Genomic DNA, 25475 nt, shown 5'->3' with positions numbered 1-25475 from the left:
GCGTCAGAAGTGACGCATTCGCCTTGGGCTTGTGGCTGCAATCGGCGGCAAGAAAATCGTCATGGCATGTCCTCGACCAGTCCACCCGACCGGCGTGATTGGAGTGTTCAATCCCAAGGTAGGTCTCCTGGCTCGCGGGATTGGCCGAACATCCGCCTTCCCGGTTTGCACCAGTGGCATGTGGATATCCGTCACCGCCTACAGTTGCGGGGGCAGCTCCGGACTAGGCATGAGCCGCACCGGATTCCCTGTTATCCTCTTGCGAGGACCATGGGCAGGCTGAAGATGCACGGCAAAGCGACGGCTGTCAATTGGGATATAAAGATATCGTTATATCCCCGCTGTCCACATGGACTGGAAAATTGCTCAGCAAGGCATTGACGCGAATCTAGAATAGGACCACTACATCTAGTGTGTCGTGGTCATCCGGGTCGCAAGGACGGGTGATAATAGGGAAGCTGGTGCGGGGTTCATCCTCCAGTCCAGCGCTGCCCCCGCAACTGTGAAAGCGTGCTTCAGCACGCCAGCCAGATACCTGCCACGACAGGTTTATTCGTCCACGGGCGGGGTGTCCCATTTGGTCGCGAAGCACAGGCTTGGCCGCTTGGTCACGTCCTCGCGCGCGCCCCTTCTGTACCCCGCCATCCACCTACGGGGTCCTGGGGTCCAATGACTGAACTCGATATTGCAAGCCGTGCCGACGATGGTGTCGCACCCGCCTATCACGACGCCGACGACCGCCGTGTCGCCGCCGAGCCCGGCTTCTCGCTGATCAAGCGCAATGGCCGCAGCGTCCCCTTTGACTCTTCCAAGATCGGCGTGGCGCTGACCAAGGCGTTTCTGGCCGTGGAAGGCAACAAGGCCGCCGCATCGCGCCGCGTGCACGAGATCGTCGAACAGCTGACCACCGAAGTCGTGACCGCTTTGACCCGCCGCGCCAAGGATGGCCGCGTTTTTCACATCGAAGACGTGCAGGACCAGGTCGAGCTGGCGCTGATGCGCGGCGAGCACCAGAAGGTTGCGCGCTCCTATGTGCTCTATCGCGAAGAACATGCCCGCGCTCGCGCTGCTGCCACCAAGCCCGTCGAAACCAGCGCCACCAGCCTGACCATGACGCTCGACAATGGTAGCCGCGTGCCGCTCGATGAAGCGCGTCTGGCCACCGTCGTCACCGAAGCCTGTGCCGGCCTTGAAGGCGCGCAGCCCGAAGTCATCCTCGAAGAAACCCGCCGCAATCTCTATGACGGCATTTCGCTCGACGAGCTGGCGCTGGCGCCGATCTTGGCCGCCCGCACGCTGGTCGAAACCGAGCCAAGCTATGCGTTCGTTTCGGCGCGCCTGCTGCTGGACAAGCTGCGCCGCGAAGCGCTGAGCTATGTCTCGGGCCGCACCGAACTGGCAACTCAGGCCGACATGGCGACCCGCTATGCCGAATACTTCCCGCAATACCTGGCCAAGGGCATTGCAGCCGAACTGATCGACCCCGAACTGGCCCGCTTCGACGTGGCGCGCATCGCCGCCGCCATCAAGCCGGAGCGCGACACCCAGTTCCAGTATCTGGGCCTCCAGACGCTCTATGACCGCTATTTCCTGCATGTCGACCGGGCGGTGTTCGAGCTGCCGCAGGCCTTCTTCATGCGCGTCGCCATGGGCCTCGCCATCCGAGAAATCGACCGCGAAGCGCGCGCCATCGAGTTCTACAACCTGCTGTCGAGCTTCAACTTCATGGCCTCGACGCCAACGCTGTTCAACTCGGGCACGCTGCGCCCGCAGCTGAGCTCCTGCTTCCTGACGACGGTGGCCGACGACCTCGACGGCATCTTCAAGGCGGTCAAGGACAACGCCCTGCTGGCAAAATATTCCGGCGGTCTGGGCAATGACTGGACGCCCGTGCGCGGCCTCGGCGCCCACATCAAGGGCACCAACGGCGAGAGCCAGGGCGTCGTACCCTTCCTCAAGGTTGCCAACGACACCGCCATCGCCGTCAATCAGGGCGGCAAGCGCAAGGGCGCGGTCTGCGCCTATCTCGAAACCTGGCATGTCGACATCGAAGAATTCCTCGACCTGCGCAAGAATACCGGTGACGACCGCCGCCGCACCCACGACATGAACACCGCCAACTGGGTGCCGGACCTGTTCATGGAGCGCGTCGAAGCGGGTGCCGACTGGACCCTGTTCTCCCCCGACGAAGCGCCGGACCTGCACGACCTTTATGGTCCAGCGTTCAAGGCGGCCTACGAAGGCTACGAGGCCAAGGCCGCTGCCGGCCAGCTCAAGGTGTTCCGCACCGTCAAGGCGCTCGATCTGTGGCGCAAGATGCTGACCATGATCTTTGAAACCGGCCACCCCTGGGTGACCTTCAAGGACCCCTGCAATATCCGCTCGCCACAGCAGCATGTCGGCGTCGTGCACTCGTCCAATCTCTGCACCGAAATCACCCTCAACACGTCCAAGGACGAGGTTGCCGTGTGCAATCTCGGCTCGATCAACCTGCTCGCCCATATCGGGCCGAACGGGCTCGATCTCGATCAGCTCAAGCGCACCGTCGATACGGCCATGCGCATGCTCGACAACGTGGTGGACATCAATTTCTACACCATCCCGGAGGCCCGCAAATCCAACCTCCGTCACCGTCCGGTCGGCCTCGGCCTGATGGGCTTTGCCGATGCGCTGCAGGCGCAGGGCCTGGCCTACTCTTCGGACGCAGCAGTGGAATTTGCCGATAGCTCGATGGAAGCGATCAGCTATTTCGCCATCTCGGCCTCGGCTGATCTGGCCGAAGAGCGCGGTGCTTACGCATCGTTCAACGGCTCGCTGTGGAGCCAGGGCGTGCTGCCCATCGACAGCCAGGAATTGCTGGCCCGGACGCGTAGCGAGATCAATATTGACCGCACCCAGCGGCTCGATTGGGACACGCTGCGCCAGCGCGTCAAAACCGTCGGCATGCGCAATTCCAACACGATGGCGATTGCCCCGACCGCGACGATTTCCAACATCTGCGGCGTCAGCCAGTCGATCGAGCCCGGCTATCAGAACCTCTATGTGAAATCGAACATGTCTGGCGACTTCACCGTGGTGAACGCCCAACTGGTGCGCGATCTCAAGGCGCGTGGCCTGTGGGACGCTGTGATGATCTCGGACCTCAAATATTTCGACGGTTCGGTCGGCCAGATCGACCGGGTGCCGGCTGACCTCAAGGCCATCTACGCCACGGCCTTCGAAATGGACTCTGCCTGGATCATCGCTGCCGCCTCGCGCCGCCAGAAATGGATCGATCAGGCGCAGTCGCTCAACCTCTACCTCGCCAATCCATCGGGCAAGGCGCTGGACAATCTCTATCGTTCGGCCTGGAAAGCGGGCCTCAAGACGACCTATTACCTGCGCTCGCGCTCGGCGACGCATGTGGAGAAGTCGACGCTCAAGGGCACGGACGGCAAGCTCAATGCGGTAGCGGTTTCGGCGCCCGTGATCGCGGCGCCGGTTGCTCAGGTCGTTGAGGCAGCACCGGTGCGGACCGGGCTGGTCATGCCGGTGATCGATGGTCCGGCTTGCCTGATCGACGATCCAGATTGCGAAGCCTGCCAGTAATCAACCAGTAGTAGACCTCATGGTGAGCTCGTCGAACCACGAGGTCGTGCCCAGCATGGTGCCACGACCTCGTCCTTCGACACGCTCAGGATGAGGTCTGCTGCGAATGCAAAGGAATAAAAATGTCCCTCGACTGGACCTCCGACACGCCAAAACCCGCCGCCGCTCCGGCAACCACCGATGCCCGCATCGATCCAACCGGCGGCCGCGTTTCCGTTGATGACAAGGCGATGATCAACTGCCGCGCCGACGTGAACCAGTTGCTGCCGCTCAAATACAAATGGGCCTGGGAAAAGTACCTCAATGGCTGCAACAACCACTGGATGCCGACCGAAGTCTCCATGCAGGCCGACATCGCCCTGTGGAAGTCCAAGGACGGCCTGACCGACGACGAGCGTCACACGCTCAAGCGCAATCTGGGGTTCTTCGCCGCCTCGGAAAGCCTTGTGGCCAACAACATTGTGCTGGCGATCTACCGGCACCTGACCAATCCCGAATGCCGGCAATATCTGTTGCGCCAGGCTTTCGAGGAGGCCGTGCATACCCACACCTTCCAGTACATCGTGGAAAGTCTCGGGCTCGACGAGGGCGAGCTGTTCAACATGTATCGCGAAGTGCCCTCGATCACCGACAAGGCGGCCTGGGCGCTGAACTTCACCCAGCACCTCGATGATCCCGATTTCACCACCGGCACGCCCGAAACCGACCGAGCCTTCGTGCGCGACCTGATCGCGTTCTACGTGATTTTTGAGGGCATGTGGTTCTACACCGGCTTTGCGCAGATCTTGTCGTTGGGCCGCCGCAACAAGATGGTCGGTATTGCCGAGCAGTACCAATACATCCTGCGCGACGAGAGCATTCACCTCAACTTCGGCATCGACGTCATCAACCAGATCAAGGCGGAAAATCCCCATGTCTGGACGGCCGAGTTCCAGACCGAAGTGCGCGAGATGATCCAGAAGGCGGCCGAGCTGGAAGCTGCCTATAGCCGCGACACCATGCCGAGGGGCTTCCTCGGGCTCAACGCGGCGCTGTGCGAGCAATATATGCACTTCATCGCCAACCGCCGCTGCGCCCAGCTGGGTCTATCGCCGGTCTTCCCGGAAACCGAGAATCCATTCCCATGGATGAGCGAGGCGATGGACCTCAAAAAGGAAAAGAACTTCTTTGAAACCCGCGTCATCGAATACCAGAACGGCGGCGCGCTGAGCTGGGACTAACCAAAAAGCCCGACCTTGCAAGAGGCCGGGCTTTTTACCGGGGCAGGGGACTTGGCCGCGGCGCGAGCGCCGAGCACGTCCGATAGCCAGTAATCAAACGAACGGCGGGCTCACACCCGCCGTTCGTTTGATTACTTGTTGCCTTCGTAGGTGAAGAGCAGGATCGCGCCTGGATTGTGCAGCACGCCGGTGGTCAGGGCTTCGTGCTATCGGTTGGCAATCGGCTATTGGCGACCTGACGCCCACGTCGACGTATTCCTTTGATGGTTCCAGTGCATTTACCGTTTGGGAGCCCCCATCAGCCAGAACGCAACGGTGGTGGAGGCGGCCCTAACTTTGAACTTGTCTTCGGCCGCCAACTTACGCGGGTTTTATGGTGGCAGGTTCCTTTCCGATGGCCATGATCACGGCGCAAAGGCCAGCTTTTCTGTGGGTTTCTAGCAACGAGGCAGCGTCGCCAAGAATATGATGCTGACAAGCGTTGGGATAAAAGAACGGACTTAAGCCGTCGGTTAGTTCAGTAACCTGATCGTAGCGCGCTTCAGAAAGAAGCTAAGCTCCCACAACTTGGGTGAAAAACGCGCTTGGCACGTCCTGGCTGCACTAGTGATGCCTGAGGATTTCTGTCGGCAAAGAAAAACCGGACGCCGCCAAAAACTCGGAAGCGCCCGGTTCTGTTGGTCGGAGTAGAGTGATTCGAACACTCGACCCCCTGCTCCCGAAGCAGGTGCGCTACCAGGCTGCGCCATACTCCGATAAAATCGCGACACGGATTGATAGAGGATAGCAGGGGCCGCAAGCCGCTGCCAGTCGCGATGGCGCGCGTTATAGACCCGCCCACGGAGCCGTTCAAGCATCCACAAGAGCCTATTTAAGACCTCAACCGCTGTGTTGCGAAGCATCATCAAACCGTGTAGGAACCGCGCCAGTTGGGGCGTCGCCAAGTGGTAAGGCATCGGTTTTTGGTACCGACATTCCCAGGTTCGAATCCTGGCGCCCCAGCCATGATTTGGTGCGCTGTCCGCACCGCGAATAACTGCGACGATTGCGCTTTAAGACTGCGACGCTACCGGGGCGGGTCGAAAACCGGCCCAGATTTGGCAGCTAGTCCGATCCGGCCGTGCCTGGATCTCAGGACCACGCTGTGTTCCGGCGTGCTTCATGGGATCGTTCACCGGACACGCTTTGGGATTCCGTTGAGCGAATGCTCCGGGCGCCGGCAGGTCGCACCTTCAGACGACGCCGCCTAAATCTGCAATCAGCTCACAGATTGAAAGCACCCTACCGGAGAGGTGCGCAATATTGCTGGCGGTTCGGGCTGCAAGCTTCATCAAGCTACCACCAATTCCGCGATCCAAGACTATTTGATCCCGAGGCGAGGGGTAGTTTTTCGCATGGGCATTTTCAATCCGCCGGCAGATGTCGCCGGTGGAGATCCAAAATTTCGATTGAAAGCTGACAGCCTCTCGGGGCGCCTCGCGCCGATCTATCCTTCGCCACCAAGGATAGATTGGGCGTCAATCCTTGCTAAATTGATGATTCAAAGGATTACAGTATTCAAATATCAAGGATAGATATTGTTCTGATAAGTCAAAGGATTAGAAAATAAAATGGGATGTGAACATTAAAAGGAATCAGGCATTATCGTTGTGTCGGCGGTGTAGCCGAAATGATGTTTGAGAGGAGATGTTCTTGAAAACTAAATGGGAGCCAATCTCACACGCCCAGGCTCCCACATAGTCTTTCCAATCGCACTCTAAAGCGCAAAACAATACTGCCTTGACTGATTCGGTTAGTCAAGCCGCTACCTTGTTTTGGCTTCCGAGTGCACAACTCAGGAGGTCTCATGACCCTAAACATTGAACTGCCAGGCAAGCGCTCACCCTTGCCGATGCCGCATGTCCGTCGGGCGACCGTTACTCTGGTAGAAGTGGACGATGACGTGGCTTTCGCCGACGACGATACGTTCGGCAGCCACATCAACGCTGCAGTGAGGAACGACCGCCACCAGGTGTTGCGCACCTTCCTGCACAGTCGGCGGGACACTATACATTAGGCAGACAACAACAAATATCGGAGAGGCGCCTCTCGAGGCGCCCCTCTTAGTTCAAGGCACTCCGCACCCTTTCGAAGTCGGACCTTTCAAACAAGAGTGGCATATTGCTGCCCCAGGCATACTTTGGGCGCATGCCCAGCCTTGTGGCCATGAAGAATGCTTGCTTCGGACTTTTGAACCCAAAGGTCGACGCAGCCTCGTCCAGCAGAACGTACTTTTTGCGAAACGCCTCAACGTCACTAACCAAGAAGCGGTGGTGCTTTAGCGGGCCCTTCGCAGGCCGCAACAGGTTACGGCATACCAGACTGTCGAAGGTCGCGTTGGAGCACCTCAACCGATTCATCACTCCAGACTTAGTTATATGTATTCCTCCAGCCCCAAAGCGCTCGGCGAGACGAGGCAGTTCGTTATGGAAGTGGTCAACGTCTGCCACGCAGATCGCGTCACGCCAGTCCAGGTGATGAGGCCCCACCCCAATGAGGTTGAATGGGAAAAGGGAAACGTACACGAGCGCGATTGCAGAATTTCCGTACGGCCACCATACAGCTTTCATTGCTTGCCGGAGAGTGGTGTCCGAGTTGCCTGTCACCGCGGACGATTTCGCCAATGTACCCACGAATTCATCAAGCGACCGCCGACTGTACCGTCGGTGTGTTTGGGCACCTTTTACGGTGATGCTCTCCATCAGGATTCCGGCTTTTGAGAGGGTTTGCGCCCCAGATGCTGGTATTCTAAGGACACTGGCGAGCTCAGCCGGCCCAGATCGAGAGCCGGGCGCAGATGTCCATGCTGCCGCGGTTGAAGCCGAGTGAATTCTACGACCTGGTCATCGAGGTGGCCATCGTGCGCCCCGGGCCGATTCAGGGCGCGATGGTGCACCCATATCTCAAGCGACGGCAGGGATTGGAGGCGACCTCCTATCCGTCACCCGAACTCGAACATGTCCTGAAAAAACGTACGGTGTGCCGCTCTTTCAGGAGCAGGCGATGAAGATCGCCATCGTGGCCGCCGGTTTCACACCGGCGGAGGCGGACCGTTTGCGGCGCGCAATGGCCACGTTCAAAAGGACCGGCGGGGTCGGGATCTTCGAAGACAAATTCATCAACGGGATGCTCGGCAACGGCTACACCCGGGATTTCGCCGAGGCGTGTTTTCGGCAAATCGAGGGTTTTGGGTCGTATGGTTTTCCGGAATCCCATGCCGCTTCTTTCGCGCTGCTGGTCTATGTCAGCTGCTGGATCAAATGCCGTTACCCGGACGTTTTCGCCGCCGCGCTGCTGAACAGCCAGCCCATGGGCTTTTATGCGCCCAGCCAGATCATCCGTGACGCCATGGACCACGGTGTCGACGTCCGGCCGGTGGATATCAACCTGAGCGACCTCGAAAACGTGATGGAGCGAACCAACCAGGCCGGCCTGACCCTGGCGCCCAAGCATTCCGAAATGGAAGAGGACATCTGGGGCTCCATGGGCGTACGCCTCGGTTTCAACCTCGTGAAGGGGTTGCGCATCGAGCATGCCAACCTAATCGTCGCCCGTCGCGGAGGCGGCTACGACAGCGTTCGTGACCTTTGGCTGCGGACGGGGCTTTCTCCATCGGTCCTCGGCGCTGGCCGATGCGGACGCGTTCCAGTCTATCGGGCTCAACCGGCGCGATGCCATGTGGGCCATCACAGGGTTGATCGGCATGCATGGCGCCGAGACCCTGCCATTGTTTCAGTCCGGCGGTGCGCCGCCACGATGGGTCGACGACGAAAGTGGATTGCCGCCCATGCCACCGGGCGAGGAAGTCATCCACGACTACCGGGCACTGTCGATTTCGCTCAAGGCGCACCCCATGAGCTTTCTGAGGGAAGACCTGACACGGCGGCGGTTCGTGCCGAACGACGAGTTGCGGACCATGAACCCCGGCCACACCGTGATGGTATCAGGACTGGTGCTTGTCCGGCAGCGGCCAGGCACTGCAAGCGGTGTGATCTTCGCGACGCTCGAGGACGAGAGCGGCGTCGCCAACATTATCGTCTGGCCCAAGGTTTTCGAGGCCAACCGGCGGGTCGTGCTTGGCGCCAGGGTCCTCGGCGTGCGGGGCATTCTGCAGCGTGAAGGCATCGTAATCCATGTCATCGCCAAAGAATTCGTCGATCTGACGCCGGATATGGCCAGGATCGCTGGCGGCACCGATATTCGGCGAACGGGTCATCGCCAGGGCCGACGAAGCAAAGTCGGGTGGCCCGAAGGGTAGAAACAGGGAGCAGGAGTAATATCAAGCAACGGTGGTCAAGCGCCTCACCGATGCCTTGCCTACGGGCAGGAACTTCCATTGATCACGCTCACGCGCCTGATACGCACACTCGAGGACTTCCGTGACACTGGCCGTGCGATCCACGCCTATTGCAGTCACTACTGGGTCTGCAGCCATGATGCCCGACTGGAACTGGACGTTCTTGCCGCTCATCTGGGATGGGCGTTCGACTTCTACTTGGGACGAGACCACCTTTCGGGCCGGTTACGATGCTCGATATGTGGGTGGTACCATCCGACATTCGCTCTGGGCCACGCCGGACGCCGCCCCGAATTCGCAGGCTCGCATGGCGCTGGCACCGTGCCGCTATCGACGGATGAACTCGTCGCCATGCAGCGCGCTCGCGAGGCCGTAGCGCAGACCGAGCTGCCATGGGTCGGCAAGCGCAGGGGTGGCCGCAAGTTCGGTAGATGAGCTGTCTTCGCAGCCGGCCGCGTGCCGTCGTCTGTTTCGACGGCCCTCGGTCAGAACGAGCCAGCCTCGATCGCCGGCGCGACATATTGCGCCCACGCCGACTGCAGTGGCAGGCACACCAGCAGGTAGATGAAGCAACAGGCGAAGTAGATCGCCGGATCCCCGTAGCTGCGGTCGCCGACCTTGCCGTGGGCAAACTCGTGTCGTAAAGCGGGTCCCGGGCGATGATTGAAGATCAGATCGATATAGGTGACGATGTCCTCGCCGAAAATATCGACCAGTTCCTTGCGATAGCTGTCCAGCAGGGTTGAGAGCGACCGATCCTCCTGTGTGAGGTCGTTACGCATCTTCGAAGTATCCGTGCTCGCGTTGATCAGCACGTGCCGCAGGCAGTGCTCCAGTTGCGGGATGAGGATCGGACCGGCCGAGAGGAGGTCTCCCTGCACAAGGCGCGCAAGACCGAGTGCAAAGGTCGCCGCATGCTGGTGAGGAACGAACGGGCTCTGGAGGACGATGAAGCGAAAGTGCCTTTCGGAGAGCGGAAACTCTCCCGAGAGGAATCGACGTGCGGGCTCGATCTGGCCTTTCACTGCGATGTCCATAGCGAACTGCAGTTGCTGGACCATCTTGCTCTTGATCCGCTCTTCGCTGGGAGTTGAACCGTCAAGGGACGCTCCCTCGATTTCCGCAACGATCTTTCCCTCGTTATCGAGATGTGTAGCCGAAAACAGACCCGCAATGCCGGTTTCCGGTTCCATCGCCTTTGCGCGCATGTCGGCAACGCTCTGCGGACGCGCAAGTAGGGCAAATTGCCTGAGCCCCTCCGGTAATGTCAGCTTCTCAAAGATCTCGATCGTCCCGCTGACGATGTCGGACAGGTCGATCGGGATTTCGAACGCCCCCATCTCCTCGAGCGACTTTTCCTGGAGACTCCGCAATTCCTTACGGAGTTCTTCACGCCGTGCCTCCGTGCCCGGTATCTGCCTCAACTCGCCAATCGCCCGTCGGTACCAGTGCGCGGCTCCAGAAGCGGAGCCGGTTTGCGGCGCCATCCTGAGTGTCTGCTCGACACCCGCGAGTTGACACCGGCGTTGATCGTCTAAGCGTTTGGCCTCGCCGTGAGCGAAGGCGGCCGTATCCCAGAGGTCCTTGATCACCATCGGGTTGGGATCGGGAAGTTGCTCGGCAGCGGATGCCGCAGATTCCATGTCCGCGGACAGTTGATCCATTGTGATCAGGGAATACCGTGACCGGAGCGTCGCCAGTCGACTTAAGGGTACGACGTCGACATGGCCCAAGGCGGCGACATAGAGGGTTTCCAGCAACGTCGCGACCCGATCGTGCATTGGCGCCGTTCGCTTGTTCGACCGGGAGTGGATCTGCGACGCCCGCTCGATGAGGTCAACTTCCTCGAGGGATACCTCGTTTTCCGTCGCAAAACGGTCCTCGTAAGTTCCGCTCAGAAGGCCCTCGACGCATTCGCAATAGGCGACCACGGCGATCGCCGCCGCCTTTCCCTTCTTGCGATCATTGGTCCAGACGACATCGGCCAATCTTGCCCGGAGAGCCGGGTGCTCGACGTCATCAAGGATTTCGAAGATATGGTCTGTCTGGTCGCCGAGCCAATCCTCAGGAATAGGCGTCCGGCTGTTGCCGTAGGTCATCTTGGGCCCGAAGGCGCCGGCTTTGTCATGCAACCTGAAATGCAGGCCACATGCCGACCCCAGCAAGCGATAGACGCTGAAATCAGGCTCCTTGTCCCTGCTCGCTCGCGCGACCTCCATGAAGGCCGTCTCCAGGCGACCGTCATAGGCTGACTTCAGGCCCCGGACGATGGCATTGTAGTCGACTTTCCGGAAGTCAGATGGTGTGACGACGCTTTGCGGCGGCCAGGGCGCTTCAGCCTGTGCTGTCGCCTCGCCATCGTCGCACGCGTCGCCCGTCATAGCTTCGAATCCTTTGCCTGGTGCTTCATGCGCCATGATAGCAGCGCGACGGTGCTTTGGGGTCAGAACGTGACCGTCGGCTCCGTACGTCCAAAGATCGGGATTCGATCTCTCAGAGTCTGACCATGACAACGCCGGCAAGGAGCAGCAATGCCCCAACGATGCGTACCGGACCCGCGCTATGCTGCGTCGTGCCCAAAACGCCGAAGTGGTCGATGGCGATGGACGCCAGCATCTGGCCCACCACGATAAGCGCCATGGCCGTCGCCGCGCCGAGGCGGGGCACCATCAAAATGGCGGTGCCGATAAAGACGGCGCCGAAAAGTCCGCCTGAGCGCCTTCACTCGCGCAGGGACAAAGCGACGTGATGGAAACACTGCCCAGATGCCCAGTTCATCGGGCTGGGCATCGGAGAATTGGGTGACAGCAATGTCACTAACATCGATCTGGACATACGAGCACTAATGAGGGGGCGAAGGCGTACTTTTCTGGTACGAGGTCCACCAAGCAACCCCACACTTCAGCTCCAATAGGCTCTGGGCTCGAAGCGGTCCTGGATCTGGTACAGGAAGATCTTACCGGAAGGTATGGCGTCGTTTGCCAAGTACCTACCTGGCGAACGGCAAACCAATTGGATCGAGTCGTCGGCCAGAGCGGCCAGTCCGAATGCCAAGGCGTGGGTCTTCGGACCTATCGCCAGGCATGTTGTTGGCAGTTGTTTGGTCCTCAGCACATCCTCGGCCAATCCGAGCACATCGCCAAGTGCGAACGTCATGTTGTACGCGTTCGGCATCTCGGACAAGCGCTGCCTTATCGGCGCTTCTCCCTCGAACTGCGCGCTCGGTACCCGCGCTTGAGTGTCTTCGACCGAATACAGTCGCAGGTCGCTGGCCTCGAAGCGCTCGACGATGGGGACCGCGTTTGTCAGCTCGCCGCCGAGAGAGATGAACAGGTCTCGCTTGTCGGGCGTATAATTGTCTCCTTCGAAGTATGGCACTTGAACCGTAGTCGACGCGCCCTCCGATACGATGTTCACCGCGCCCGAATGCTTCAGCCTCGTCATCTCGTACCGTTCTGCCTCGGCGTAGAGAATGTCCATCCGGGCAACATGCTCCTGCCGGAAGCCCCGACCGAGCAAGAGCAGTGAATAGCGCTTCGGAAGACAAGACATGTCCAGCAGCACCGAGATCGGCCTGCCGGCTCTCCTGACGGCCTCCGACACCAGCCTGTCGAGATCAGCGACGTTCTCGTTCCAGACAGTCGATCGTTCAAGGGAGTGCAGGCTGTACGAACCGAGTATCTTGTCCGCGTCTGACTGCATGACGTCTTTCAGGTCGTCCACGCTTTTATCGGTCGATGCGAATCTCAGCATCACGGTTTCTTCCGAGCGACCGGCCATGAAGGGGAGAGCCGTCACCGTCCGGCTTTCCCAACTGATCGCCGCCACCCCCAGATCGTACTTCTTGAGAAGAGCGTCATTCGTCAACTCGCCCTGGGTGACGTGCAAAGCGCCGATAGATGCATCAGGCTTCATCGTCATCCCCGGAAAGAGGCAGCGAGAGTTGTTCGAGTGTGTCCGCCTCGAGTGGCGCAGCGCCGGCGACCCAGGCATCGGGCGTGATAGCGGACTCTGCAGCGCAAAGGGCCGCAAGATACTCCGTCGACACCCGGACGGGTTCGTACGCGCCACGGTAGGAGAACATGAAGAACGGCGCGAACCGGCGATGGAGCCTGAAGCCGGTCAAGGTCCCGGAGGATCGAGGCGAGGTCGCCGTCCCGGCTGGCCGCCGCTTCAAGGTGATCGTCCGCAAGTAGCCTGAAAGTTCGGCACGCGCGATAACCTGGCGAACGTACTGGGTGACGGTATCGTCCTCGGGCCACAGGTACTGGTTTCCGTCGAGCACGAATACTCCCCGCTCCGTGGTGGCAAGCACCGAAGGGTCGTCGGCCGTGCTCTGCAGCCGGCTCGTGTACTTACCGAGAGCCTCGATCAACCTCGCCATGGAGGTCGAGCTCGCATCGCTCAAGGCGCCCACGCCGTCGAAGTACTGAGTGCTGGCATTGTAGATGCCGATCGTCTGCACACGGGTGGCGATCTTGGTCCGTGACGTGACGAAACGTTTCAGCGTCTGGCTAGCGTCGACCTTGCTATTGCTGGCTTTGTACGCGTCATAGATCGCCGCCATGATCTCGAGGAAATCCCGGATCGATCCGTCTGCCAATGACGTGACGATGTTGCTGCCCGACAATGGTAGCTGCTTGAAACCGAGGCGTGCCGAGATATGCAGCATGGTCCCGACCATCTTGCGTCGCATCCAAGCCTGGAATGCCGGTGACGACAGTTGCGTGAGGTGTTGGTCTATCCGCACCATGTCGCTTGGCGCAGCCGTAGCGACGAACGCATCTTCTCTCCCTGTCCAGTGCCATAACAGGTAGGCTTGGTAGTATGGGGGGACGTCACCGAGAATCGTGTTCGGCACGCCTCCCTTGGACGATCTGGCGAGATCCGAGAGGCGAGTGGCAGCGGCGGCGATTTGCCTTGCGAGGGGTCTCGTCGAGCGTGCCAGGACGATCCCGAGGATGTCGTTCACACCGACTACCCCGAGTTTCTCGCGCAGGGAAAACTGCCGGGCAATGGTATCGCCGGTCACCGGCGGCCTGTCGTTCTGCGGCAGCGAGAAATAGGTCCGCAAGCTGACAACCGCCTCGCAAAGCGACACGAACTCGGGACGGTCCCGCTCGTCGAGCGAGATCACGCGACGGTCGGCGTCGGTCAACGGCCGTTCCTTAATGAACGTGTCGCCTCCCTCGATCGTCTCACCGACGGCGCAGATCACCCAAGAAACAGGGAAGCGGCTCTTCCTGACCAAGGTATTGATGGAGCGGAGTTGTGTCGGGCTGAGGACTTCGCAGTCATCGAGGCAGAATTTGAAGCCCGGTGTGGGCCTCGAAGCTGCCGTCTTGAAGCGGATAACCCCCGAAAGCTTATCGCAGAGGGTCCCCAAGAGTTCGTAGGGTTCGCGCGCAGGCAATCCTCCGACGAGTTCGGCCACTTGCCCGCGTCCGCTTGCCTCGTTCATGCGTCTGACGAGATTGCGACACATCCGGGCGAGATCCGAAAACGTCCGGACTGCCTGATCGGCCCCGGTAAGCCTTGGAAACTCGGCGACGAAATCCTCGACGACCGCGATCTCGTGAACGGCTTGGAGTTCAAGTTCGTCAGCCAGGCGAAGCTCGTGCACTGCGCTGAGTACCTTGTCCACGCACACCAACTCGACCGCCAGCGAGAAAAACCTGAAGAACTCCAGGTCCGACTGCCCAGGTCGGAAGAGATCTCTTAAGTATCTGGATTTATTAGAGTTAATTCGCAGTCGCAGTCTTAAGCTGAAAATCCACCCCCGCGTCGCATTCTTAAGTTGAATTTCGTCGCGGTGTTAAAATGAGAATCCCCAGATACTGGGGCACTTGCGTCGCAGTGTTACGTGGGCCGGACATGCGCTTGTCAATTTCCCTTGCGTTGCGGGCTTCGAGTTTTCCAGAGCAATCCTGCTCTAGGGCTTGAGTCGCAGTAACGGGGGTACATGCCTGTGATACATAAGGCAGGTACAAATGGCACGCGGACCCCATCGTCTACGTCGAGGCGCTGTCTATTACTGGCAGCGCCGATTGCCGGATCACCTCGCAAGACGCTTGCAAATCTCTCATGTCAAGGTGAACCTCAGAACCAAGGACGTGGCTGTCGCCCGTCGCCTGGTCCCGCCGCTCGATGCGCAGGCAATGGAGGTTTTCATGGACGAGCGCGCACAGATCAGCCGGGAGCAGCTTAGTTCGCTCTTCAAGGCGGTGCTGGTTGAGCACCAGCAGAAACTGAATCTTTTGGCTGCCCTTGAGCGTGCCAATCCGACAACTGAGCGAACGGAACTGCTCGACACGGAACTGGCACAGGGTCTCGCCTACAAGCTGTTGTCCGAGCAGGGCGCAGCACATCGAAAGCGCTGGTGCGCCGGTCAATGCCATCAGCCTGGTAAAGGCCCAGCCGGTTTATCTCAGGGCTTTGGGCGAAGCCCTGCTGGGCGCCGAGCAGCGCTATGGGAACCGGCCGGTCTCCGAGCTGGATTTTGGCGCGCTGCTGGAGGAGATGCGTGGCGACGGAACCCCATCGCCTGCTGTGACGGATGAAGCGACGCTGCCCGCCACAGGCCCGGCGCGAAGGTGCAGACGCTGTTCGAGAGCCCGGTCTTTACTGGTTATGCGCATTGGGACGATATCGATACGCCCGGAACGGAATTCTTCCATCGTGCGGAGTTCTTCTGCACCATTCTCGCCGCTTATGAAGGCGCGCGGCGGGAAGAACACTGCGGCCTGGCGGTGGATGATGTGATCACCGACAACGGCGACATCCCCTATATCCACGTCGCCCCCAATGCCCTCCGCCGGGTCAAGAATTTGCAGTCGGTCCGCAACCTGGCGCTGCATCCCGAAGTCATCCGTCTTGGTTTCCTCGACTATGTCGAGGCCATCAGTGCGCTTGGTTGCGAGCGCCTTTTTCCCGATCTGTATTCCCCTTCGACCCGCTCGCCGCTCGGCGACCGGCTCTACAAGCAGATGCTGCCATCCCTGCGGGCGGTGGACTTCACCCCGCACCAGATCCGCCACTTCTTTGGCGACGAGTTGAAGCAGGAAGAAGTCTCGCGGGAATTTCGCGCCGACCTTCTCGGCCATGGCGGGGAATCGGAAACGACCGAGCGCTACTGCAATCCGATTAGCCTGCAGCGGCAGATGGTCCACTTGCTGAAGCTGCCGGTGGTGACCGCCCACCTCAAAGCGCAGCCGATCCGGCTTTTGCCTTGGGTTGTGGCCAAGGAGATTGCGCCCTGGTCGAAGGCAGGGAAAGCGCAGAAGCGCGCCCCGAGGTAACGGCAATCCGGCAGATTGTAATACCATTCTGGCATTCGATATTCCCGTTGCAGAATGCCGGGACCGGGGTTGCGCCTGAACGAGCAGTATCGGGATTTCTTTCAATCACGCGCTCGTGATGTTGTTCATTTCAGACCCGTGCAGCAGTCTTTCCCCAGCGTCGAGTAACGAGGGGAGCACAGGTCATGGTTCGGGACTGCACTGGAAGGACGGTCACCAAAACGGCGGAAACGGAGGCCGCTTATGTCCGGCGTTTTCTGGCCCTGCAACAGGCAGCGTGCCTTGACAGCTTCGGAACCGGCATGGAGCAGGTCATCGACTGGTTCACCTCACAGCATGCGCGTTGGGCCGAAAGCACGGTGCGCCAGTATCGCGCCGCCGCGATATGCCTGCATGCGGTAGTCATGAGCGCATAATAGCACGCCTGCAGACGGGGCCAATTCCCAGGACCAGCGGCCCAAAGCAGACATCGGCCCGGAAGCGCAAGAGCCTGAAGCGGGATCAATTTCTCGCACTCATGCAACATCTGGACAACTCGAGGCGAGCCGATGACCAGTTGATCCGCGGGCTACTTGCCTATGGCGTGGCGCTGTTCCTGCGGCCGGTGGAATATCTGGGAGCCCGCGTCGACGGCAACACGCTGATCGTGCCGAATGCTAAGGCCACCAATGGCAGGGCCAACGGAGACGTCCGCAAACGTTCGTCAGACAATATGGCGCCCAAAGCCAAGGCGTCGCTGGTAAAATTCCTCAGCCATTTTGGCGAAGTTGCCGCTGCGGCCGAAAGTTGGAAGAAATTCCACGATCGCCTCTCGGCGCGGCTCGCCCGCATCTGCAAGACTCTGAACATTCGGCGGGTGAGCTTTTACACGCTACGCCATGTCGGCATGGCGACGGCAAAAACCTGGATGACCCCGCACGAAGTTGCCGCCGCTGCCGGTCACGCCTCCATGCGCACCGCCACCAGTCATTACGCCAAGCGCCGCAGCGGCTGGCATGGGTTGAAACTGGCAGGCAAGCCAATAGCGGTCAGCATGGCGCAGGTTATCCGTGAGGCGAAGGCCTTTACACCGCGCTATAGGGCGCCCACGCCCACATAGGCGATTGGCAAAGCGGCCCGCAACATGTCGTTTAGCCACGATTCCAACGAGACCTGAAACGCGCTCGAAAGCCTCTTGCTTTCCGAAAGCGGATCCTCATCTTGAGAGGCGTCGGTGCCAAAAGGCCCGATATGGTTGGACCGTCCTCTGCAAAAGGGCGGCCGACGGAAGGTCTGCAAACCCGCCGTCGACCTGACCATCCCAACCCCTGCTTAGAACAGAGGCTAACTTAGCTAAGTCTTCTTCTATCGCCATCAGCGTGGCGAACAAGTCCCCCACATGTGCTTTGCTCTTTGAGGATGCCCGGATCGAGAACGGTCTGGTGCGGCACGCACTCATGTCGGCGTCGACCAGGTCAGGATTTTGATCATCGCCGACGAGACCGGCTGCACGACGATTGGCGATATCGTCGCCAAGCGTTCCGATCACCCCGATCCTGTCGGCGCCGCCATGATCATGGTGCACCTCACCATCCTTGTCGTGGAGCTTCGTGGCCCGCTAGATGCGCATACGATTGTGCAGCGTGCCGATCCCGATCCTGAGTCTGAGAAATCCAAGCCGACGCTACCATCTGATGGAGATGCGACCGCTGCAGAACTCCCCAAAACGCTGCAGTGTCTCGGCGGCGCAGCGTTCGCTACACAAGTGTTTGTCGGCGCAGGAAGCGATCGCCGCAATTTCTCTCGCGTTGATCTGCTCCGCCGTCCAGGCATTTACGGCCTCATCAGCAAGAGCTCGATCTATATCGGCATGGGTGGCGACGTGGGCATGCGCGTGGCCACCGGGCAGCAGCCGATCGAAGACGTGGACAGCGTCTTCGTCATCGTCGATGCCCGTGACACGCTCAGCATTGATGACGCAAAGGCGGCGGAGCGGATGCTGTGGGCACGCGTCCATGCCGCCAGGGAGAGGCAGGTGGTCAATGGTGTCCCAGACGGTGTCACCATCGATGCTGAACGCTATAGCGATCTCGAGGCATTTGTGGCGCGGGCCTGCCTCACACTCCGCCAGCATGATGTGTTCTTCACCTATTCTTCTGCGCGCGCCGTGCTGGCCGGCCCGCGCGGCGAGCCGGGCCGCGTCGGCCCGTTGCGCCCACTCGATGCCATGCCGCGTGCAGATGTCGTCGAACTCAATCTCGGAAGCGGGCTGATTGCCTTGGCCGCGCGTCAGTCGGAACAGCACTGGGTTCTGTTGCAGGGGGCCGAGGTCAAGCCGGAAACCGTGCGCAGCGCCAATGCCTGCACCAGCTATTTGCGGGCATCCTGGCTGCATGCCGGGCCGGGTGGCCGCAGCTATGTCCCGACCCGCGATTTGGTGTTCAAGAGCGGTAGCGCCGTTGCGCAGTTCTGCACTGGCTCCAAGGGCAAGAGCCTGGCGGCATGGCGCCCGATCGACCCCGATGGTGGCTACGATCCGGGCACCGCGGCGCTGGTCGCCTCCTGACGGCACACCGCTCCCATCGATTTCCCACTGTCCCTCATTCGCACGGAACAGATTGGAAGTCTGGTCCGCGCTAGGAGACCTGTCATGACCTTGTTTCACGATGACGACATCGACGACGAAATCCCCGATTTCGACGATCCGGTTCCCGATAGCCCCCTTCGTCCCAATGCTGCGGTAACCCTCGCCAGGGTTTCAATGGATGCAGCGCTGACTCGCGCCAGCCGGACCGCTCTCAAGCGCCATCCCCACCTTGTCATCCTCAAGGTGCCGCATGCCGACTATGCTGAGGTGCTCCCGAAAATGCTCAAACGCATGCAGGACGCTCCAGCTATCAAATCGGTCACCGAGAAACTCCGGCAGGGAGGCGTCTATCACCGCGTGGGCGGGGACATGCTGGAATTCCTGCGCCAGGGCCGCAGCGTTTTGTTCGTGTCGCAGGACCCGGAAGAAGTCCTGGACGAAGCCGTTCTGGCGGTGGCCGATCTCACCATCGATATTCCCACGCTCAGCCCCCCTTTTGTTGCGCAAGGTCATCAATGCCGTCACGGGCGGTCGGGCACGCAATGTCAACGATGACATGGCGAGCCTCCCCATCAAGGTTCTCGCTAGCGCTGTACGGCAGGAACTGACTGCCGGGCAATGCGTGGATAACCTGCGGCGCGCCATCGAACGTCAGCTCAAACTGGCAGCCACATATGTTACATTGCTGCCGGGCCTTCCGCTGACCGCGCCGGTGCGTGCCTGGACCGATCAGGTGCTGCATGATCTTGCAGCAGTACAGGCAGGTGCGTTGCCGCCCAAAGACATCGTCTTCGCCACGCTGGACGGCCCGCCCGGTACCGGCAAGACATTGATTGCCGAAAGCCTGGCGCACACTGCCGGCTGGAAATTCGTGCCCAGCTCGGTGGGCACATGGTTCACCAGCGGTGACGGTGCCCTGGGTGGCGTTGCAAAAAACCTCAAGAGTTTTATGGACGCTACCCTTGCGAGCGAGCCAGCGATCGGATTCTTGGACGAACTTGACGCAATTCCCAACCGCGCCACGATGGACAATCGCGGCCGGGACTGGTGGACGACGATAATCAACCTCTTTCTAACTGAAATTGACCGTGTCAGGAAATCCAACAAGAAAGTACTGCTGCTCGGCGCCACCAACTACTATGATCGCCTCGATGACGCCCTGGTCCGCCCGGGAAGATTGCAGCAGCGTGTGCGCGTTCTGCCCCCGCAAAGCGAAGACGAGGTGGTCGCGGTCTTGCGCCATTATTTGGGGGCGGAGATCGCGGCTAGTGATCTCGTGAAATTGGCTCGCGTTGGAAGCGGCGCCGTGCCTGCGGCAGTGGAGGGCTGGGTCAAGGAGGGCAGGGCAGCGGCGCGCCTGGCCGGGCGTCCCCTTGCGATAGGCGATCTTCTTTCAGCGATGGTTCCGGTGGACACCCGCACGTCTGCCGACATTCGTGCCATCGCCATCCACGAAGCAGGCCATACTGTGGTGGCCCATAGCCTTGGCCGAAAAGTGGAGAGCGTTTCCATCATTCCCGAAGGCGAAAGCGGCGGACATACCTTGATCCGCTTTCCCACCATCGTGCCGGTCTGGACGGACCTCCTCGACGACGTTGCCGTCACCCTAGGCGGCCGCGCCGCCGATATCGTTCTCGGCAAAGGCGCCAATGCCGGGGCCGAAGGCGATCTGGCCAAAGCCACTACAAGGCTCATAGAAGGCTACGCAAGTCAGGGCATGCGCGATAACTTGGTCCATGGACCCGCCTTAGGTGTCCGGAATGCCGAGTATCGGGCGGATGTAAACGCTGACCTCAAGCGTCAGCTAGCCCGCGCGATATCGATCATCGAAGCATACCATAAAGTGACGTTGATGCTGGCAGATAAGTTAATCGAACAGAAGGTTTTGGTCGCCAGCGAGATTATAGCGGTTTTTGAATATTGCGATGCTGTCTCGGCTTTGACCAAGTCAAAGCGTGGGTGGACAGAGCCGCAACTGCTCGAGATCCGGGCTGGGATATGAACATTGAATAGTCCCGAACATTCCGCGTTCTGAACACGTTCGCGGTCAAATTTGATGCTGTCGCCTGAACTTGACAGGCGATAGCCTTCCATTGAGGACGTGCTTGCAGGTCGGGCTGTAGAACATCCTAGTGAGGCGTCTAGATAGCATCTCCGACGTTACTTGTTTGTGACCAATTTTTCACGACGGTGCCGACGCCAATGTATCCAGAAGCTATGCATTCCCGCGATCAGAAAAAACAACGCGCCGGATGCAACAATGATGATGATAGAATCTCTAATAGACCGTCCTGGACTTTGCTCACTGAATTCAGGCTGTATCAGTTTGATCAACCCATCCCTGTGAGCTGCAAGAAAGCTGTCTGCAGTCAGGTTGAGCTCTAAAGCGCCTTCCGTACCGGAAATTAGCGGCAAAGTGACAGACTGGCGTTCTTGCACTTCGGCGACCAGGCTTGCTTCTACGTTTGCTGCAGTGCTAGCGGCCGTATCGTTTCCTGAACTCGACATCTCGGCGGTAACAGGGTTGGCCCCGGGATCGGATGTTATAATCGCGGCCGTGTCTGAAAGCTGGCCTGCAAGAATTTCTGCAATTTCCGCTGCGGTTCGGACCGGGGTTCCAGCTGTATAGATGGTGAAACTAGCTCGATAGCTTGGTGTCGCAACATTCGGAACAGCCCACGCTGCGACTGCCCCGGCAATGCCAATGACCACAAATACAAGTGCAAGAAAACGATACGACCAGGCCCAATCTGCTAAGTCATACAAGCTAACTTCTTGTTCCATATTCTCGTTCACTACGACCTCCCCAACATGTCGAGAAAAACGCCATCATCGATTTTCCAGTGGCCCCAACTAGCCGTTACACAGACTTCATGCTAGCGAATAACGCTTCCGGCAGCTGCGTTTGTGAGAGGCTTTGCCAGCATAGCTCGGAAAAGCCGTTCAAAAATTCCTACCGCTGGGACAACATAGCGGTTAATAGGGCTGCATTGTGCTGGAGTAGGCGAGTGAAAGTTTCTATTTTTGGGACGGGTTACGTTGGTCTTGTAACAGGCGCCTGTCTCGCCGATGTCGGCCATCAGGTGGTTTGCGTCGATTTGGACGCGGCCAAGATCGCCGCCTTGCAAGCTGGAATAATACCCATTCACGAGCCCGGTCTCGACGACGTGGTCGTCCGCAGTATGGCTGCGGGGTCACTTGTCTTTACCACTGAGGTTGCAAAAGCAGTCGCGCACGCTGAAGTGCAGTTTATTGCGGTCGGAACGCCGCCTGACGAAAATGGCGGTGCCGACCTTAGCTATGTCTTGGCTGTTGCCAATTCGATTGGTGCGGCGATGGCGGACTGCAAGATAATTGTCGTCAAGTCGACGGTGCCGGTGGGCACCAGCGACAAGGTTCGTGCCAAGATGGCTGAAGTGCTCGACGCGCGTAATTCCGACCTGTCGTTTGACGTCGTTTCCAACCCCGAATTCCTCAAAGAAGGCGCGGCCGTCAGCGACTTCCTAAAGCCTGATCGCATCATCGTTGGCGCGTCTTCCGATTTTGCTCGCAATGCCATGAAAGACTTGTACGAGCCGTTCAATCGCAACCATGACCGCACCATCTATATGGACGTTCGCTCCGCAGAACTCACCAAATATGCGGCCAACGCCATGTTGGCCACCAAGATCAGCTTCATCAACGAGATCGCCAATTTGGCCGAACTCCTTGGCGCTGACATCGAGGAAGTGCGCCGCGGCATTGGCGCAGATCCACGCATTGGCTACCACTTCATCTATCCAGGCCTTGGTTATGGCGGCTCGTGCTTTCCCAAAGACGTTCAGGCGCTGGGGCACACGGCTAACGAGATTGGCTATGATGCCCCCCTGATCGCCGCAGTGGAAGTGGTAAATAATCGGCAGAAAACCGTGTTGTTCCAGAAGGTGGCTGGCCATTTCGGCGGTGTCGAAAATCTGCGCGGTAAGACCATTGCCGTCTGGGGCCTGGCTTTCAAACCAAACACCGACGACATGCGAGAAGCATCGTCTCGCGCGCTGATGGAGGCGTTATGGAGCGCCGGAGCTCGGGTGCAAGCGTTTGATCCAGTCTCGATGGATGAGACGCGCCGCATCTATGGCGACCGCGACGACCTGATGCTAGTTGGCGACAAATACGCGGCGCTCAATGGCGCCGATGCATTGGCGATATGTACGGAATGGCAGCAGTTCCGCGCGCCTGATTTTGCGGAAATGGGGGATCGTCTGGCAGCTCGCGTCATCTTCGACGGCCGCAATATTTATGCTCCACAGCGATTGCGGGCAGACGGGTGGACGTATTTCAGCATCGGGCGCTCCCCCGTTTTTCCTGCAGCATCGGGTAGCGAGCAGGCGTCATGAAAATACTTGTAACAGGCAATGCGGGTTTTATCGGGTATCACGTCGCGCGGAAACTGATCGAGCGTGGCGACACCGTCGTCGGGTTTGATGTTGTCAACGCCTACTACGACCCTGCTCTCAAAGAGGGTCGCTTGGCCGAGCTCGACATGCTTGGTGCTGCCCACGAAGACCGGTACAGTTTTATCCGCGCCGATTTGGCTGACAAGTCGGCAGTGGACGGCGTTTTCGCCACAGGCAGTTTCGATCGTGTCGTCCATCTGGCCGCGCAAGCGGGTGTGCGGTACAGTCTGGAAGACCCAATGGCATACGTGCAGTCCAACCTGGTTGGCTTTACGCACCTCCTCGAAGCCTGCCGCCACAATCGCGTCGAACATTTAACGTATGCCTCGACCTCGTCGGTCTATGGCGGCAACACAAAAATGCCCTTCTCCGAACATGACGGTGCGAATCATCCGCTGCAATTTTACGCAGCGACCAAACGGGCCAACGAACTGATGGCGCATTCCTATTCACATCTGTTCGGTCTGCCCACGACCGGGCTCCGGTTCTTCACGGTCTACGGACCGTGGGGCCGGCCGGATATGGCGCTTTTCAAATTCACACACAATATTCTGGCAGGCGAGCCGATCGACGTCTTCAACTACGGAAAACACACCCGCGATTTTACCTACATCGATGATATCGTTGAGGGGGTCGTCCGCGCATCCGATGGCACAGCGGCGCCCAATCCATCATGGAATGCGGCAACGCCAGATCCCGCTACATCCAGCGCACCCTTCCGCCTGTTCAACATCGGCAATTCCGATCCGGTCAAGCTTTCCGACTACATCGATGCGCTCGAAGCCGCTCTAGGCACAAAAGCCATCCGCAACCTGTTGCCCCTCCAACCCGGTGACGTCCTCGACACGCTTTCAGACACCACCGAACTCACAAAAGCCACTGCCTACAAACCCCAGACATCAGTCCGCGAGGGAGTTGGCAGGTTTGTTGAGTGGTACAGGAAAAGCTATGAAGCCGTTAGCTAAAGGTACCGAATACACAAAGATAAAAAGAGTATTCGTTAATTGCTCAGGCCAGGACGACAACATTGGAGACGTCGTTCTGCGTAGGGCTCTAATCGCTGAGATTAGAGATGCAGGCGAACTACATCTCTATGTAGGGCCGGCGAGTGACGATTTTGTGGAGGGGCTTGTTGTGCCCGAAACAGCTGTGCTGTACCGCGACGTCAGAAAATGGACATCCGCGTTCCTGGGCTCCGAAGGCGCGGTGTCATATATTGCAAAGCCGGGCGAAATCACCACAACTCCAAAGGGTTGTCTGCGGTTTTTGAGGACCATATTTTTTGCCTTACGAGCAAGGCTGTCTGGAGGCCAAGCGGTTATTGCTGGCGTTGGATTCCGCAATAGGCCGCCAAAGCTATTGCCAGTTCGGTTGATTTTTTCAGTCTTCAACCATGTGTCCTGGCGAGACAGTAAGTCATATCAATATGCTGGAATCGGAAATATCGTCCCGGATTGGGCCTTTTCAAAACTGGCAAGTGTTGGCGATAAGGCAGACTGGCCGAGGCAAAGCCTGGTAGTCTCAATGCGCTCTGATCGTCCTGCGCCAAGCGATGGATGGTACGACGCCGTGAGCGCTTTCGCTGCGCGACGATCACTCGAGGTTTTGGTGGTCACTCAGGTTGGGCGCGATGAGCCAAGGTCGGCAGAAATCGCAGCAAGGTTGAAAGTGAAGCACATTCCGTGGAACGGGCATCATTTAAACCACGAAATTGCATTGCGAAGTATATACCAGAAAAGCGCGCTCGTTTTGAGTGATAGGCTGCATGTCCTTATTGTTGCGATGACCGAGGGTGCTTGCCCATGTGCCTGCGTGGAACGAGAGGATATCAAGGTACAACGGCATTTTGATGCAATAAATTTGGAAAATATTGTGTCGGAGCCTACGTCGAACCAAGCTGACCTAATTCAGCATCTGGAAGCTACATTGCTTCGCCTGCCTGTTGTCGAGATGGCCCTGAAGAATGCGGAATTGGCTATCGATGAAGAGGCACGGAAAGTGTCTACAATGATCGTCGGTAGTTATTGATGC

Annotated in this window: 18 protein-coding genes, 2 tRNA genes, 2 pseudogenes and 2 riboswitches; of the genes and pseudogenes, 16 read left to right on the top strand and 6 right to left on the bottom strand. The window is 59.0% G+C overall.

Going from position 1 to position 25475, the window contains the following annotated elements:
* Positions 1-100 precede the first annotated feature (100 nt).
* Positions 101-288, bottom strand: a riboswitch (cobalamin riboswitch).
* Positions 289-402: 114 nt separating this feature from the next.
* Positions 403-557, top strand: a riboswitch (cobalamin riboswitch).
* A gap of 112 nt (positions 558-669) precedes the next feature.
* Both ABIE28_RS12390 and ABIE28_RS12385 read left to right on the top strand, forming a co-directional pair.
* Positions 670-3588, top strand: a complete 2919-nt coding sequence (locus ABIE28_RS12390) for a ribonucleoside-diphosphate reductase subunit alpha (RefSeq protein ID WP_354063349.1) — start codon at positions 670-672, stop codon at positions 3586-3588.
* 122 nt (positions 3589-3710) lie between these two features.
* Complete coding sequence (locus ABIE28_RS12385) at positions 3711-4808, top strand: ribonucleotide-diphosphate reductase subunit beta (protein WP_354063347.1); 1098 nt, start codon at positions 3711-3713, stop codon at positions 4806-4808.
* Positions 4809-5486: 678 nt separating this feature from the next.
* On the opposite strand, the gene ABIE28_RS12380 is transcribed toward ABIE28_RS12385, so the two are convergent.
* Positions 5487-5563, bottom strand: a tRNA-Pro gene (locus ABIE28_RS12380).
* Positions 5564-5738: 175 nt separating this feature from the next.
* Here ABIE28_RS12380 and ABIE28_RS12375 point away from each other — a divergent pair.
* From ABIE28_RS12375 to ABIE28_RS12360, 4 genes and pseudogenes are all read left to right on the top strand, one after another.
* Positions 5739-5813, top strand: a tRNA-Gln gene (locus tag ABIE28_RS12375).
* Between the two features lie 841 nt (positions 5814-6654).
* Positions 6655-6864, top strand: a complete 210-nt coding sequence (locus tag ABIE28_RS12370; protein WP_354063345.1) for a hypothetical protein — start codon at positions 6655-6657, stop codon at positions 6862-6864.
* Between the two features lie 759 nt (positions 6865-7623).
* Positions 7624-9105: pseudogene (locus ABIE28_RS12365) on the top strand (helix-hairpin-helix domain-containing protein); the annotation flags it as partial.
* Between the two features lie 78 nt (positions 9106-9183).
* Entirely contained in the window at positions 9184-9579 is a 396-nt protein-coding gene (locus ABIE28_RS12360) for a hypothetical protein (RefSeq protein WP_354063343.1), read from the top strand.
* A 50-nt stretch (positions 9580-9629) separates the two neighbouring features.
* On the opposite strand, the gene ABIE28_RS12355 is transcribed toward ABIE28_RS12360, so the two are convergent.
* From ABIE28_RS12355 to ABIE28_RS12340, 4 genes and pseudogenes are all read right to left on the bottom strand, one after another.
* Positions 9630-11525, bottom strand: coding sequence for a DUF7380 domain-containing protein (locus tag ABIE28_RS12355; RefSeq protein WP_354063341.1), 1896 nt, complete (start codon positions 11523-11525; stop codon positions 9630-9632).
* A 112-nt stretch (positions 11526-11637) separates the two neighbouring features.
* A pseudogene (locus ABIE28_RS12350) lies at positions 11638-11844 on the bottom strand (DMT family transporter); the annotation flags it as partial.
* 201 nt (positions 11845-12045) lie between these two features.
* Complete coding sequence (locus tag ABIE28_RS12345) at positions 12046-13059, bottom strand: hypothetical protein (RefSeq protein WP_354063340.1); 1014 nt, start codon at positions 13057-13059, stop codon at positions 12046-12048.
* The gene (locus ABIE28_RS12340) at positions 13049-14890 is read right to left on the bottom strand and encodes an ORC-CDC6 family AAA ATPase (RefSeq protein WP_502913434.1); all 1842 of its coding nucleotides are present in this window, start codon (positions 14888-14890) and stop codon (positions 13049-13051) included. The genes ABIE28_RS12345 and ABIE28_RS12340 overlap by 11 nt, the downstream gene beginning before the upstream one ends.
* A 244-nt stretch (positions 14891-15134) precedes the next feature.
* On the opposite strand from ABIE28_RS12340, the gene ABIE28_RS12335 reads away from it, so the two are divergent.
* The 7 genes from ABIE28_RS12335 to ABIE28_RS12305 all read left to right on the top strand — a co-directional run bounded on the left by ABIE28_RS12335 (position 15135) and on the right by ABIE28_RS12305 (position 21010).
* The gene (locus ABIE28_RS12335; RefSeq protein ID WP_354063336.1) at positions 15135-15704 is read left to right on the top strand and encodes a DUF6538 domain-containing protein; all 570 of its coding nucleotides are present in this window, start codon (positions 15135-15137) and stop codon (positions 15702-15704) included.
* A 33-nt stretch (positions 15705-15737) separates the two neighbouring features.
* A complete protein-coding gene (locus tag ABIE28_RS12330) occupies positions 15738-16442 on the top strand; it encodes a tyrosine-type recombinase/integrase (RefSeq protein ID WP_354063334.1) in 705 nt (234 codons plus the stop codon).
* Positions 16443-16627: 185 nt separating this feature from the next.
* Entirely contained in the window at positions 16628-16858 is a 231-nt protein-coding gene (locus tag ABIE28_RS12325; protein ID WP_354063332.1) for a hypothetical protein, read from the top strand.
* 140 nt (positions 16859-16998) lie between these two features.
* Positions 16999-17541 carry a site-specific integrase gene (locus ABIE28_RS12320; protein ID WP_354063330.1) on the top strand — a complete coding sequence of 181 codons (543 nt, stop codon included), beginning with the start codon at positions 16999-17001 and terminating at the stop codon, positions 17539-17541.
* A 363-nt stretch (positions 17542-17904) separates the two neighbouring features.
* Positions 17905-18987 (top strand): hypothetical protein, encoded by a 1083-nt coding sequence (locus ABIE28_RS12315; RefSeq protein WP_354063329.1) that lies wholly within the window; start codon positions 17905-17907, stop codon positions 18985-18987.
* Positions 18988-19071: 84 nt separating this feature from the next.
* Complete coding sequence (locus ABIE28_RS12310) at positions 19072-19563, top strand: hypothetical protein (RefSeq protein WP_354063327.1); 492 nt, start codon at positions 19072-19074, stop codon at positions 19561-19563.
* Positions 19508-21010 carry an AAA family ATPase gene (locus tag ABIE28_RS12305; RefSeq protein ID WP_354063325.1) on the top strand — a complete coding sequence of 501 codons (1503 nt, stop codon included), beginning with the start codon at positions 19508-19510 and terminating at the stop codon, positions 21008-21010. The genes ABIE28_RS12310 and ABIE28_RS12305 overlap by 56 nt, the downstream gene beginning before the upstream one ends.
* Positions 21011-21168: 158 nt before the next feature.
* On the opposite strand, the gene ABIE28_RS12300 is transcribed toward ABIE28_RS12305, so the two are convergent.
* Positions 21169-21804 (bottom strand): hypothetical protein, encoded by a 636-nt coding sequence (locus ABIE28_RS12300; RefSeq protein WP_354063323.1) that lies wholly within the window; start codon positions 21802-21804, stop codon positions 21169-21171.
* 212 nt (positions 21805-22016) lie between these two features.
* Between ABIE28_RS12300 and ABIE28_RS12295 the strand changes: the two genes are divergently transcribed.
* Genes ABIE28_RS12295 through ABIE28_RS12285 form a run of 3 tightly spaced genes read left to right on the top strand, consistent with a single transcriptional unit; the run spans position 22017 to position 25472 of the window.
* Entirely contained in the window at positions 22017-23384 is a 1368-nt protein-coding gene (locus ABIE28_RS12295; RefSeq protein ID WP_354066446.1) for a UDP-glucose dehydrogenase family protein, read from the top strand.
* The gene (locus ABIE28_RS12290; protein ID WP_354063321.1) at positions 23381-24409 is read left to right on the top strand and encodes an NAD-dependent epimerase; all 1029 of its coding nucleotides are present in this window, start codon (positions 23381-23383) and stop codon (positions 24407-24409) included. The genes ABIE28_RS12295 and ABIE28_RS12290 overlap by 4 nt, the downstream gene beginning before the upstream one ends.
* Entirely contained in the window at positions 24393-25472 is a 1080-nt protein-coding gene (locus tag ABIE28_RS12285) for a polysaccharide pyruvyl transferase family protein (RefSeq protein ID WP_354063319.1), read from the top strand. The genes ABIE28_RS12290 and ABIE28_RS12285 overlap by 17 nt, the downstream gene beginning before the upstream one ends.
* Positions 25473-25475 lie beyond the last annotated feature (3 nt).

The sequence above is a fragment of the Devosia sp. 2618 genome (assembly GCF_040546815.1).
Classification (GTDB): Bacteria; Pseudomonadota; Alphaproteobacteria; order Rhizobiales; family Devosiaceae; genus Devosia.
Note: the sequence above shows the minus strand (reverse complement) of the source record. Positions and strands in the feature narration are given on the sequence as shown.